This is a genomic window from Spirosoma daeguense (assembly GCF_054776875.1).
Genome location: NZ_BAAHBF010000003.1, coordinates 1 through 13,838, shown reverse-complemented (window position 1 = coordinate 13,838; position 13,838 = coordinate 1). Strand labels below are relative to the sequence as shown.

At 49.2% G+C, this 13,838-nt stretch carries 6 protein-coding genes and 1 pseudogene; 4 read left to right on the top strand and 3 right to left on the bottom strand.

Annotated features, from left to right (window positions below):
• The first annotated feature begins 1 nt into the window (after position 1).
• Positions 2–1,279 (top strand): efflux RND transporter periplasmic adaptor subunit, encoded by a 1,278-nt coding sequence (locus ACYVD4_RS09380; protein ID WP_460944792.1) that lies wholly within the window; start codon positions 2–4, stop codon positions 1,277–1,279.
• A gap of 79 nt (positions 1,280–1,358) precedes the next feature.
• Here the strand turns inward: ACYVD4_RS09380 and ACYVD4_RS09375 are convergent, their stop codons facing one another.
• Positions 1,359–7,559: a putative Ig domain-containing protein gene (locus tag ACYVD4_RS09375; RefSeq protein WP_460944790.1), complete on the bottom strand. Its 6,201-nt coding sequence runs from the start codon at positions 7,557–7,559 to the stop codon at positions 1,359–1,361.
• Positions 7,560–7,759: 200 nt separating this feature from the next.
• Entirely contained in the window at positions 7,760–9,400 is a 1,641-nt protein-coding gene (locus tag ACYVD4_RS09370) for a DUF4139 domain-containing protein (protein ID WP_460944788.1), read from the bottom strand.
• 102 nt (positions 9,401–9,502) lie between these two features.
• Between ACYVD4_RS09370 and ACYVD4_RS09365 the strand changes: the two genes are divergently transcribed.
• The gene (locus ACYVD4_RS09365) at positions 9,503–10,570 is read left to right on the top strand and encodes an Ldh family oxidoreductase (protein WP_460944786.1); all 1,068 of its coding nucleotides are present in this window, start codon (positions 9,503–9,505) and stop codon (positions 10,568–10,570) included.
• Between the two features lie 157 nt (positions 10,571–10,727).
• On the opposite strand, the gene ACYVD4_RS09360 is transcribed toward ACYVD4_RS09365, so the two are convergent.
• Positions 10,728–11,390, bottom strand: coding sequence for a PepSY-like domain-containing protein (locus ACYVD4_RS09360; RefSeq protein WP_460944784.1), 663 nt, complete (start codon positions 11,388–11,390; stop codon positions 10,728–10,730).
• Between the two features lie 262 nt (positions 11,391–11,652).
• Here ACYVD4_RS09360 and ACYVD4_RS09355 point away from each other — a divergent pair, with 262 nt between their 5' ends.
• Positions 11,653–13,158, top strand: a complete 1,506-nt coding sequence (locus tag ACYVD4_RS09355) for a circularly permuted type 2 ATP-grasp protein (RefSeq protein WP_460944782.1) — start codon at positions 11,653–11,655, stop codon at positions 13,156–13,158.
• Positions 13,159–13,317: 159 nt separating this feature from the next.
• Positions 13,318–13,838 (top strand): annotated as a pseudogene (locus tag ACYVD4_RS09350) (gliding motility-associated C-terminal domain-containing protein); the annotation flags it as partial.

Below are 13,838 nucleotides of genomic sequence, written 5' to 3'. Positions count from 1 at the left end.
GATGTTTACTACGCTTAATTTATATCGATTGGTTATCATTCTCGGATTATTCTGCGCTATCTCGGCCTGTAAAAAGGAAGAGACAGCGCAGAAAGCCGAAACAGAACACGAGCACGAGCACGAAGCTACTGACCTGATTGAACTATCTGAAGATCAGCTTCGAATTGCCGACGTAGAGCTGGGTAACGTAGCATCCCGAAATTTAAGTCAGGTCTTGCAGGTTAACGGGCGATTGGCAGTACCGGCTCAGAGTCAGGTGGTTATTACGGCCTTGCAGGGCGGTTTTGTGCGCACAATTCCGCTGCTGCCCGGCCAGCCGGTGCAGAAAGGGCAGATACTGGCTCGTATCGAAAACCCCGAACTGTTGCAGATGCAGCAGGAATATGCCGAAAGTCACAGCCGTTTAACATACTTACAGGCCGAACTGGCACGTCAGCAGGAGCTAAGCCGCGAAAACGTTAGCGCACTGAAAGTACTTCAGCAAACAACGGCTGAGTTACGGGCCATCCAGGCTCGCGTAACAGGTCTGGGCCAACGTATCAAATTAGTAGGATTGTCGCCACAGGCCGCGCTGGATGGGAAATACAGCGCGCACTACGTAGTAACGGCTCCCGTATCGGGTGTAGTTACCGACGTAGCGGCTACGGCTGGCCAGTTCGTGCAACCTGCCGATGTGATTGCTCGGCTCACCAGCAGTCAGGGATTATACGCCGAACTGACTGTTTTCGAGAAAGATTTACCGAAGCTTCGAGAAGGGCAGCGCGTGAGTTTATTGCTCAACAACGAAAGTGGTCGGGAACGTAGTGGACGTATCAGTTTCATCAATCGCGCCATCGACGCCGACCGATCAGTGCGGGTAGTGGCTAAGATTGATCAATCTGATGCGCGCCTGACGCCCAATACGTTTCTGAAAGCCAGTCTTGATTTGGGCGACAGTCGAGTAACGGCCTTACCTGAACAGGCAATTGTATCGGACGAAGGCAAAGAATACATTTTTATTGTTACGTCCGAAAAAGCGCCCGATCATCATGAACACGAAGAAGGGGAAGCTGGACATGAGAAGGACGAACACGATCATAAAGCCGGTGAAGCTGAAACGCATGGAACGGTGTTCAAACAGATTCCGGTACGTCGGGGCATAACCGAAAACGGGTATTCGCAGGTTATCCTTCCTGAACGTATCGACTGGAAAAAAACGCAGGTTGTTGTGAAAGGTGCCTACGCACTACTGTCGCAATTGAAAGCGGCTGGCGGTGAAGAAGAAGGCCATTCGCACTAAGGCGGTATTGGTCTTTTCACTATAAAGCCCTCCCCTAAGAACTAAGGGAGGGCTTTATTTTTAGTAGGACACTATGGCACTACTGTTTCAGAAGTTTGATCGTTTGCCGATGGCCCGGACTGGTAATCTGCAATAAATAAACCCCAACATGCTTACCAAGTGGCAGACGTAATCGCTCGGTATTGGTCGGTAACAATTTGCTAAGCTGACTAACCGAACGTCCCTGCTCATTAACTACGGTCAGATTCACAGATTGCCCTTGCCCGTTACGTAGTTCCAGATCCAGATACTCATCGATAACCGGATTTCCAAGTACGACAACCTCTAATGTAGGCTGATCGCTGAGCCCTTCACGCCCCGCCGGATTGCTGCAACCGGCCAGCCAGTTATAACTAAAACTAGCCTCACCTGGCGTACCTTCCTGCGTAGCTTTTACCGTAATAACCGGATTGTCGGTATAGAGCTGAAGCGTGTAAGGCCCGGAAGCAGTAGTCGGCAGAAGCTCATTTACAACCGAGAAACGAATTGGCTGACCATTCACATTGCTGTATTGAGGCTGGAAACGAACCAACTTCAGGCCAGCGTTAATTATCTCACAACTAATCGTTTGCACGCCAGTTATGCTAAACTGACCGGGATTTGGCGCATTTGCAGGATTCACCGTGAGTACAAAACTGGCACTCACACTCAACCCCTGTGGATCAGTCGCTGTAACTGTTACGGTACTCACGCCCGTCATGCTCGGCACACCCCCAATCTGCGTTGGTGGGCTGAAACTTAAGCCAGCCGGTAAACCCGCCACACTTAACACCAGTGTATGTGGAGACTCATTGTCGGTGAAAGTCGTCTGCGGAATCGTGTAACCAAATTCCTGCCCCACTTTGGCTACCTGATCGGTTAGCGGCTGATTAACACGAGGTGGCGTGTTGGTTTGCGGACTCTGACAGTTGGCTAGCCAGTTGTAGGTAAATGAAGACTCCCCTGCACTTCCCTGTTGCGTGGCTTTGACAATGATGGTCGGGTTATCGTTATAAAGCTGCAATGAATATGGCCCCGGCGCCGTAGTCGGGAACATCTCATTTACGACTGATACACTCACGGGCTGTCCGTTGAGCCCACTATACTGCAACTGAAAACCGATTTCATAACGATTGTGAGAAATCTGCGTACAGGCCACTGGGCTTACTCCCGTAATAGCGAAAGACGTAACAATTGTTGACGAAGCCGGTTGCACCGTAAGTCCAAACTGGGTGCTGGCCGTCAGCCCGCCCGGATCGGTCGCCATTAACGTAACGGTCGATGTACCACTCAACGCAGGCGTTCCGGTTATGGTCGTACCAACCAGATTCAACCCCGTCGGTAAGCCACTAGCCGTCAAAGTCAGTGCATTGGGTGTCTGAGCATCGGTAAACGTATTCGCTACGTTCAGTCCAAATGGTTGTTCCTGAATAGCTACCTGATTCGCAATCGGGTTTACCAGAACAGGGGGCGTATTGGTTGCCGAAGGTTCTACCACAGTCAGCACAAAGCTGGCACTCACGCTCAAACCCTGCGGATCAGTCGCCGTTACCGTCACGGTACTCACGCCCGTCATGCTCGGCACACCCCCAATCTGCGTTGGTGGGCTGAAACTCAAACCGGCTGGCAGCCCCGCCACACTCAACACCAGTGTATGTGGAGACTCATTGTCGGTGAAAGTTGTCTGCGGAATCGTGTAACCAAATTCCTGCCCCACTTTGGCTACCTGATCGGTTAGCGGCTGATTAACGCGCGGTGGCGTGTTAGGTTGCGGACTCCGACAGTTGGCCAGCCAGTTATACGTATAGGAAGCTTCTTGTGAAGATCCGCCCTGTTGCGCTTTGAGAACAATGATCGGATTATCGTTATACAGTTGCAACGTATGAGGTCCCGGCGCCGTAGTCGGGAACATCTCATTAACGACCGATAAACTCACGGGTTGCCCATTGAGTCCGCCATATTGGGGCGTAAAACTAATCACGTAGCGGTTGTTGGAAATCTGCGTACAGGCATTGGTTGTAACCGCCGTAATTGCAAACGGACCGCTCGGCACATTGGCCTGAATAACCGTTGCCGAAGCCTGTGCTTTACAATTACCTGTAGTGCCGGTAACTGAATAAATTCCAGCAGCATTTACCACAATAAAGGAAGACGTAACTCCCGTCGACCAGAGATACGTAGTAGCTCCCGATGCGGTAAGAGTAGTGCTCTCTCCAGAGCCAATTGTCAGAGAAGGCGTAGCGCTAATATTGACAGAAGGTACCGAATTATCCTGACTTATTTCTACGGATGCCGTTGCTTTACAGCCATTCCCTGCGGTCAGCGTTACCGAATATGTTCCGCCCGAACTCACCGAAATCGAAGACGACGTAACGCCGGTGTTCCACAGATACGACCCCTGCCCAACCGCCGATAAAACCACCGATGGATTACTACAACTCAACGTAGCACTGGTCGGATTGATACTGACCGTAGCGCCACTGTTGTCCTGAACGACCTGCAACGAAGCTGTTGCTGTGCAGCCGTTCGTTCCGGTCAGAACCACTGAATACGTTCCGGCCGATGTGACATTAATCGTTTGGCTGATGGCGCCCGTATTCCACAAATACGTTCCGGTGCCGACGGCTGTTAACGTAATGGAGGAGTTCCCACAATTCAACGTAGCGCCAGTCGGCGTTCCGATTGATGGGCTGATGCTCACCGACGGTGCCGAATTGTTCTGTGTTATAGTAACCGAGGCTGTACCCGTACAGCCATTTCCAGCGGTTAGTGTTACCGAATACGTTCCGCCCGAACTCACCGAAATAGTTTGCGTGGTTTCGCCCGTACTCCACCGATACGCTCCCGAACCGACGGCAGCTAAAGTCGCAGATGGGTTAGAACAGGTCAACGTAGTGTTGGTTGGATTAATACTCACCGTAGCCGCACTGTTATCCTGAACCACGCCTGCCGATGCCACCGCCGTACAGCCATTCCCTGTGGTTAACGTAACTGAATACGTCCCCCCCGACGCAACATTGATCGTTTGTGTTTTTTCGCCCGTACTCCACAAGTATGTTCCAGCACCTATTGCACTCAAACTCACCGAAGCTGTAGTGCAGTTTAATGTAGCACTTTGTGGATTGATTGAAATGGATGGTGGCGTATTATTCTGGAATATCTCTGTCGTTGCCGTCGCCGTGCAACCATTAGCAGCGGTTAAGGTAACCGAATAAATAGTAGCCGACGTAACGCTAATTGTCTGGCTGATTGCCCCTGTACTCCATACGTAGGTACCATTTCCATTAGCCGTTAACGTAGCACTCGGATTCGTGCAGGTCAACGTAGCACTTTGCGGATTGATCGAAAGGGCTGGTGGCGTATTATCCTGGAATACCTCTGCTGATGCCACAGCGGTACAGGCATTGCCTGTAGTTAAGGTAACGGAATAGGTACCCGCCGACGTAGCACTGATGGCTTGCGTGGTTTCGCCCGTACTCCACCGATACGTTCCCATACCAACGGCTGTTAAGGTAGTGGATGGATTCCCACAATTCAACGTAGCACTGGTTGGGTTGATTGAAACGGTGGCAATGGAGTTGTCCTGAAACACTTCGGCTGAAGCGCTAGCTGTGCAACTGCCCCCATCCGATATAGTTACGGAGTAAACACCTGCGGCCGTAACACTGATCATTTGGGTGGTTTCGCCAGTACTCCAAACAATTGGTCCTTCAACCAGTGCTTCCAGTGTAACCGTGGGCTCACTACAAGTCAACGTAGCACTTTGCGGAGTAACGCTTATCATGGGTGTGTAGTCTTCATACGCTACCGTTACCGACGCGGTGGCCGTACAACCATTGGAAGCGGTAATTATTACGGAGTAAGTACCGGCTTCAGTAACCGCAGCCATGTTGCCGTTCCCCATCTGTATAACTCCAGCACTAAACTCATAACGATACTGCTCGGCAGGCATCGCAAACAAGGTTACAGATGAACTTGCACAGCTTAGTGAACCATCAGCCTCAAGAGTTGCTTGCAATGGCGAGTTATTACTGCCAACAAATGCCGTTGCGCTAGCCGTACAGCCACTGGCATTGGTAACCACTACGGTATATGTTCCGGGGCTATTAACCGTAAACAGACCCGTATTATTACTTTCTCCATTGCTTAGCGTATAACTAGTACCGCCCGTTGCGGTTAATGAAACCGAAGGATTACTACAGGTGATTGTTGATCCGGATGGGCTAAGTGAGGCCGTTACCGCATCGATTGTAACCACGGCATTTCCAGATAGATTGCCGGAACTAGCCGATCTGCCATTGGCATCCATGAGCGCACTGATGGTATACGTAGTGGTTGCACCGGGACTCACAACAATAGCCGCTCCGCTAACGTATCCAGAAATAACCGACGTTGACGTACCATCACTGATTGTTACCTCATAAGGACTAGCCCCGTTTGTTATTGTGGCGGTCAGGGTTGCCGATTGCCCTGCACAAATGGTACTGCTTCCGGCCAACGTAGCAGACATTACAGGAGCAACGTCATCATTTACAATGGTACCCTGCCCCTGCCCATCCGTAACAACTGCATTTGTTACGTTGGTTACGTTCACAAAGAAAGTCTCGTCTGGTTCAACAGACGTATCGCCGTTGACAAGCACGGCAAAATTACCAGTTGAAACACCCTGTGGGATAGTCACAGTGCCCGCTGCAGACGTATAATCACCGGGTGCTATGGCCGTTCCATCGGCTGTAAGAATATTAAACGTAACACCGCCCGCCGGGGCTGGTGCTGATAAACTCGCGGTAAAGTTGAACGTAGTAGTACCGGAATTACCTTCATTGAGCGATACGTCATTAATCGTCAGATTAGGAGCTGCGTCATCATTTAAAATGGTGCCCTGCCCCTGCCCATCCGTAACAACTGCATTTGTTACGTTGGTTACGTTCACAAAGAAAGTCTCGTCTGGTTCAACAGACGTATCGCCGTTGACAAGCACCGAAAAAGTATATACCGAGCTTCCCGCCGGAATAGTCTGACTAGTAAGCGAATTGGCTATATAATCACCGGGTGCTGTTGCAGTGCCATTTGCAGTGGCAATATCAAATGTAACGCCACCTGCCGGGGCGGGGGCCGATAAACTCACCGTAAAATTAAAATTGGTAGTCCCTGCATTCCCTTCAATGAGCGTTACGTCGTTAATTGTCAGATTAGGAGCTGCGTCATCATTTACAATAGTACCCTGCCCCTGCCCATCTGTAACAACTGCATTTGTTACGTTGGTTACGTTTACAAAGAATGTTTCGTTTGGCTCAACAGACGTTTCACCATTGACAAGCACCGTAAATGTATAGGTAGATGAACCAGCCGGAATGGTCTGACTGGTTAAGGATTTGGCCGTATAATCGCCGGGGGCTATTGCGGTGCCATTAGCAGTGGCAATATCGAACGTAACACCACCCGCTGGGGCAGGGGCCGATAAGCTGACGGTAAAATTAAAACTGGTAGTCCCCGCATTGCCTTCATTTAGCGATACGTCGTTGATACTCAGATTGGGAGAAACAATACCCTGAGGAGTTAAGCTAAAATCATCTACCGCTAGCCCATCATCGGCCCCTGATGCATCTACATCAGTCCAGCGAATCCAGAACGTAGCACCGTTAGCAATAGACTGGTTATTGATCGTGGTCGATAATGCTATTCTGTTGGCAGCATCATTTCCATTTTTCGCCCCAACTCCCGCCGTTACTGAGGCTACAAAATCAAGATCCGCAATAGGTGCCCAGGTGCCTGTGTTTAGATCTGTGGCATTTGTACTATACTCAAAATTTAAGCGGTCGATTCGGCCAGCTGTTTCTGTACCTAATCGCCACTGCTCCCCGTTGTAAGCAATTTGTAGACTATTGATTGTAGCACCTGTGTTATTCGTAAAAGCCGCTCCAAATATGGGGATTAAGGTACCCGAACGTAACCCACCCAGCGCCCGTTCTGTGCTGCCACTCGCACCAAAGCTATACGTATCACCAAAGTTACTACTGCCTGTACCTACTGCATATTGCTCATTATCTCTGGCCCCACCGCCTGATTCAGTCATGAACCAACCCGTTATGGTCAGGTTATTGGTGGTACTTCCATCCGTATTCGACATTGTGTCGAAATTCTGGGTATAAGCACTACCCAAGGTTGTCAAAGATACAGCTTGCCCCCTGACTATACCCGAAAACAGGGCTAGAAGTAGCACAAAAACTATCTCGAATGAACTCTGTAGCGGTTTATTCATAAATTATGGGGTTAACAGTTAAGATCGCGTTTAAATTTAGACAATACAATGGTTTACAAATTATTATAGATTGTAAAAATTTTATTATTAATAAGAAAATCCAATAAATCAGTTACAAATATCAGATACAAGAAAACCAAAAGTGGATAAATTTATCCCAAACAGCATCGTGCTGTCTGGGATAAATTCGCTACGTTACCTTATTGCACAATTGTCTTACCCTTAGGATACTTGAGTTCGTAACGAAAGGTTAATGTGCGACTTTCGTTGGGCTGGAGTGTTAGCCGATACGTTAGTTTGCCAGTTTCGGAATTTAATTCAGCGCCACCGGCATCGGTTAAAACAACTTCGATACGACTGTCGGTCGAGACCGGAATCTGGTCGTAAACGGTCAGCTCAGCAGGCTCCTGACGAGTGTTACGTAGGCTGATTCGATATGCATGATTTTCGCGCTGGTTGCTGCCAATGGTTTTCCGGCTGTTAAGATCTTCAATCTGCTCGCGTTTGGCAATGATACGTTTGTCGCGGCCAAGCGACAGTATCAGCGTGTCTTTTACCTCAGTCAGATTCACCTGCGATTCGCCCACAAACGTACCTTCGAAATAAATTCGGGCGGGGCCATTGAGCATATTCAGTTTATCCCAGCCAGTCAGTTGCGCCACCAGAAACGCATCGTTGTCAAGCTTTGGCGTCAGTTCATACCGATACGTAGCAGGCACGCTTGCCACTTGCACATCTACCAGATGCGGGCGTCCATTCGTCAGAATTGTATACGGGATCGCAATTTCAAAATTAATATTGGTTGGCTGCTCGGTGATTTCAGTCACGCTGGCTGTGTTCGCTAAATCAGCGTCTCGTCCACCTGTAGGAGCTGCTTTTGTGATTATTTTTTCTTCCAGAACGGCCGTGGATTCAGCCATTACTTTTTTCCCATACGAGACACGCGGCATTGGCCGAGGTTCGTAAAATCCAACATAATCGGTGGTCAGTTGTGGCTGGGAACCGGGTAATGCCGGATTAGCAGTTGAGAGCGTCAGGTGTATATTCTTCCAGTCGAAACCTGTATTCTGATATACTTGCGCTTTACACGCCAGCGATGCCGGATTTTTCGTGTTGCTCACCCGCACGTCATACACAGGCGACCAGCCTGCATTGCTCACTACGTAGCTCAGATCCAGCTCAACGGTAGTTTTTGTTTTAGTAGTTAAGGTCACCTCAATTTCGCCCACGGGCCGATCTCGTTTTGCATTTTGCTCCTGTACCTGTGCGTCGAGCCGCTCTACGCGTTTTTTTTGTTCTACCAGTCGCCGATTCAGAATAAGCAACTCCTGCCCAATTTTCGTGAGTCGTTCACGATAGAAAGCAGCCATCTCAGCCACTTCTTTCACGGTAGTGCCGGTGGTTTTTCCGCCAATCTGCTGATTCGCCAGAATCAACTTTTTTTCCTGTTGCAATACGTCCTCCTGTAACATCAGTCCTTCATACGTTTCCCGATTGATACGTAGTGAATCTTCCAATCGCTGGAGTGAAGCGGGTTTTGGAGCCTTAGTCAGAAAATTCGTGCGAAACTGAACACCCTGAATAATGGCATCTCCTTTTCCGGTAATCTGAATGCTTTGCGGGTCAGTTTGAGCCGGAGCATTGTCGATAATCAGCCGGGTTGTGCCAGCGTCAAGCGTAGCCGTAGCATGAGCCAGTAATTGGGCTCGGGATAGAAATACCGTAGCCTGCCGAAGCGTAGCCTGAGTACGTTGTTCGTCGCTAGTATTAGGCATAATCACCTGAGCAAAAGCAGGTTGAGCCCAAAACCATAGTGAAGTGATAAGCAGGAATTTTTTCATAGAAACAGGATGATTTGGCGATATAGATTCCATACGTATCGCCAACGTTTAATTATTTCGGGAAAACAAGGAATAATTCGTCGGCTTGCTGAACTTTGCGCTATGATTAATGCCAGCCAGCTTCGCTCGTTTACCGAGCAGATTTTTAGTGCCATCGGCTGTTCGGATGCCGATGCTCACCTAGCCGCCGACGTACTGGTTAGTGCCGACTTACGCGGTGTCGATTCACATGGTGTTGCCCGACTACCAGGCTACGTTCGCCTGTATGATAACGGCCGTATCAACCCAAAACCGCAGATGCGTATTGTCCACGAAACACCGTCAACAGCCGTTGTCGATGGCGACCGGGGTTTGGGTTTGGTGGTAGGACCTTGGGCCATGCAGGTTGCCATCGAAAAAGCACGTATTGCCGGAACCGGCTGGGTTGCCGTTCGTAACTCCAATCACTTCGGCATTGCTGGATACCATGCGTTGTTGGCTGCCGACCACGATATGATCGGACAGGCCATGACCCATGCAGCTCCACTGGTTGCACCTACCTTTTCGCTCGACAAACTTCTGGGAACCAATCCAATTGCCGTAGCTATTCCGGCAGCAACCGAGCCAACGTTTCTCGCCGATTTTGCATCAACGGCCGTGGCCTACGGTAAGCTCGAAATTCTCCAACGGAAAGGTCAGGATATTCCACTCGGTTGGGCACAGGATTCCGAAGGCCAGCCAACTGTTGATGCCAACGCGATACGTAACGGCGGTGCGTTAGTACCACTAGGCACCGACCGGGAGCACGGTTCGCACAAAGGGTACGGACTGGGAGCCATTGTCGATATTTTTTCGGGAGTTTTGTCTGGAGCTAATTATGGGCCTTGGGTTCCGCCATTCGCTACGGCAGGATTTATGCAGGCCAACGAAGGCGTCGGTGCTGGAACCGGCCACTTTTTCGGAGCTATGCGCATCGACGCTTTCCGACCAGCCGATGAATTCAAATCGCATATGGACAATTGGATTCAGCGTTTCCGGCAGGCAAAAGCCATTGAAGGACAACAAGTGCTTATTCCCGGCGATCCAGAACGAACAATGGAAGCCGAACGGCTCGCCAATGGCATTCCTGTAGTTGAGCCTGTCATAAAAAGTCTGGAAGAATTGGGCGAACGTTTTGGCGTAAAGCTTTAGTAAGATAATGGATAATGGATAATGGATAATGGATAATGGATAATGGATAATGGATAATGTTTTACAAACTATTTTTTCACTATTCACTATCCATCAAAAAAAAGACCCATCATAAACGGGTCTTTTTCTGCATTACTCCATAAACAATCGCTACTTTTTACTTTCCTGTGCGTGCTCGTTTGAACGTACCATCGGATGCGAATTCAAGAATGGCTCGCTTCTTATCGGCGGTCATTATCAGCACGATATAATCACTATCTTTCTTTTCCTGAGCCGCTTTATCAATCGTTGCTCCGGCATAATTTGTATTAATATACGTAGTAATGGCGGCAGGCAGGCTCGTGGTGGCTACCGTAGTCGATGATGGGCCACGACCTGTTCCGGGGCGGTTATGTCGGGTTGAATCACCCCGCGTCTTTGTCGTATCGCCCTTTACGTGTTTCCCCCGCCCTGTTGTATCACCGGGCGCATGACGCGATTTGCGACCCGCTTCTTTTACGAACGTACCATCTGCTTTAAAGAGTAGTAGCTTAACCCCACCATCAACCGTAATCGATACCACAAAATCGCCATTTTTATCCTTGCCTGCTTCTTTTATGGTTGCACCAGCATAGTTTGTACTGATGTACGTCGTAACTGTAGCAGGCAGACTTGCTACGTCTACAACCGTCAGGCTACGTGGTTTTTTTGTTGAATCGCCTGATACGCTGGCCACACGTGCTCCGTCACTATCGTCATCCGGGTCAACCGCCGTTTTGTTACAGGCATTCAACCCCACCACCAATGCAATCATGCAACTGAACCAAAACACTGTTTTCATACGATTAATAGATCAATTTTTGAATAAATTGGAAAAGGTGTATACTTCCATCGGCTCTGTTTACCGACGATATTGACCTTACGTACAGGAATTGCAGACCGTTGCAGTTTGTCGCAAAATGATGTAAAAAAGTATCGACCGATGTGAAACGAAAGCATGGGTCGTATGTATAAATTGTTATTTTTGCCATGTTTTATTCGCTTGATGGTATCTTTAGCGCGATTCTATTTGGCACTTTTCTCATATTACGAGACATTATTTTATGAAAAAACAAAACAGCCGCCAATCACAGTCGCAAACGCTTAATGGAATGACCCAATCGCAGGGCCAGTCTCTGCCTAAGTTTTCGTTTAAAGACTATCAGACGGAGAATTTTTTCGATGAGATGTTCTCCGAAGAAAAACAGGTTAGGGCTGGTTATGCCGCTTTTCAGGAACGCGTAGAACAGCTCACTCACGAAGATCTTATTGGTCGGCAACATTCGGCCGAACGGGCGCTGATGAGTATGGGAATTACCTTCAACGTATATTCGGAAGGTGAAGGTACTGAGCGAATTATGCCCATCGACATTATTCCACGCGTGATTGAATCTGCCGAATGGAATCGACTTGAAGAAGGGCTTATCCAACGTATTAAAGCGTTGAATATGTTTCTGGACGATGTTTATAATGAGCAGAACATTCTTAATGATGGCGTAGTACCCCGCGATTTAATCGAATCCAGTAAATCATTTTTACCACCTTGTCTGGGCGTCAGACCGCCGAAAGGAATCTGGTGTCATATTACAGGTACTGACCTGATCCGGGGCGACGATGGGCAGTTTATGGTGCTGGAAGATAACCTCCGTTGTCCATCAGGGGTATCGTATATGCTCGAAAACCGGGAACTTATCAAGCAAACATTTCCGGAAGTACTGGCTCAGACAGGCGTTCGTCCTGTATCGGACTACGCCACCCGACTGCTTCAGATGCTGGAATACATTGCCGACCGGCCTAACCCAACGGTGGTGGTGCTGACACCCGGCATTTACAATTCGGCTTATTTCGAACATTCGTATCTGGCTCAGCAGATGGGTGTTGAACTGGTTGAAGCTCGTGATCTGGTGGTATCTGGTGGTTACGTGAAAATGCGAACAACCAAAGGCTTCCAGATTGTCGATGTGATTTACCGACGTATCGACGATACGTTCCTTGACCCTCACGCGTTTAATCCAGATTCCATGATTGGCATTCCGGGCATTTTCGATGTCTATAAACGCGGTCGTGTTGCACTGGCAAATGCGCCGGGAACAGGAGTTGCCGATGACAAAGTTATTTACGCCTACGTACCACGTATCATTCAGTATTACCTGAATGAAGAGCCCATCATTCCGAATGTACGGACGTATATCTGCCGCGAAGAGGAAGACTGCCGCTACGTACTGGAAAACATTGAGCAACTGGTTGTAAAAGAAGCCAATGAAGCTGGTGGCTACGGCATGTTAATTGGCCCGAAAGCTACGCCGGAAGAACACGAACTATTCCGTCAGAAAATTCAGGAGAATCCACGAAACTACATTGCTCAGCCAACTATCTCCCTGTCGCGGGTACCTTGTCTGGTTGGCGATCATGCCGAAGGGCGTCACGTAGATCTCCGGCCGTACATTCTCTATGGCGATGGTGTCAACGTCATTCCGGGAGGTCTCACGCGTGTAGCACTACGTAAAGGCTCGCTGGTAGTGAACTCCTCACAGGGTGGTGGCGGTAAGGATACCTGGGTATTGTATTAGTCGTCGCGATTTACTAATTCGACTGTCAGGTTCAATGACCCACGCTTATGGGGGAAAACCATTGAATCTGACAGTAAAAACCCCAAAACAACGTTTATTGGCTTATTTTCTATACACCTTTTACACTCAAAAGCGTTGTAGAATAAATCCGATACGTTTATGCGGTTCATGTACACGATTGGGCTTTTGAGCCTGTTTTTTGGGGCTGCCTTGTGGCCCACCGTCAGCCAGGCCACCCACGTACGGGCGGGTGAAATCACCACCCGACGGCTTTCCACCACGTCTCTGGCTTACGAAATCACCTTCACGGCTTATTACGACGAAACACCAAGGGGTAGGCCTGCCGCCGATGCGGCCGAAGCCTACACGATCTGTTTTGGGGATGGCACTCAGCAGGAAGTCAGGCGGTTGCCCCGAACGTATATCAACAACCGAACCTCCTCCATCAACGTCTACCGGGTGATCCACACCTATCCCGGAGGGGGCGTATATACCATTGGGGTATCGGTTGCTAACAGAAACGAAGGGACTATTAACCTGCCACCGCCTAATGCTTCACAGTTTATACAGTTCTACGTCTCGACCACGATCCTGATCAATCCGGCACTGCTGACCAACTCGACGCCCGTGATGCTCAACCCGCCACTGGATTCGGGACGGGTGGGGCAGAAGTTCTGCCA

Excerpts from the sequence above, each read along its gene's own strand:
- ACYVD4_RS09380 (WP_460944792.1), top strand. The coding sequence starts at position 2 with ATGTTTACTACGCTTAATTTATATCGATTGGTTATCATTCTCGGATTA.
- ACYVD4_RS09375 (WP_460944790.1), bottom strand. The coding sequence starts at position 7,559 with ATGAATAAACCGCTACAGAGTTCATTCGAGATAGTTTTTGTGCTACTT.
- ACYVD4_RS09370 (WP_460944788.1), bottom strand. The coding sequence starts at position 9,400 with ATGAAAAAATTCCTGCTTATCACTTCACTATGGTTTTGGGCTCAACCT.
- ACYVD4_RS09365 (WP_460944786.1), top strand. The coding sequence starts at position 9,503 with ATGATTAATGCCAGCCAGCTTCGCTCGTTTACCGAGCAGATTTTTAGT.
- ACYVD4_RS09360 (WP_460944784.1), bottom strand. The coding sequence starts at position 11,390 with ATGAAAACAGTGTTTTGGTTCAGTTGCATGATTGCATTGGTGGTGGGG.
- ACYVD4_RS09355 (WP_460944782.1), top strand. The coding sequence starts at position 11,653 with ATGAAAAAACAAAACAGCCGCCAATCACAGTCGCAAACGCTTAATGGA.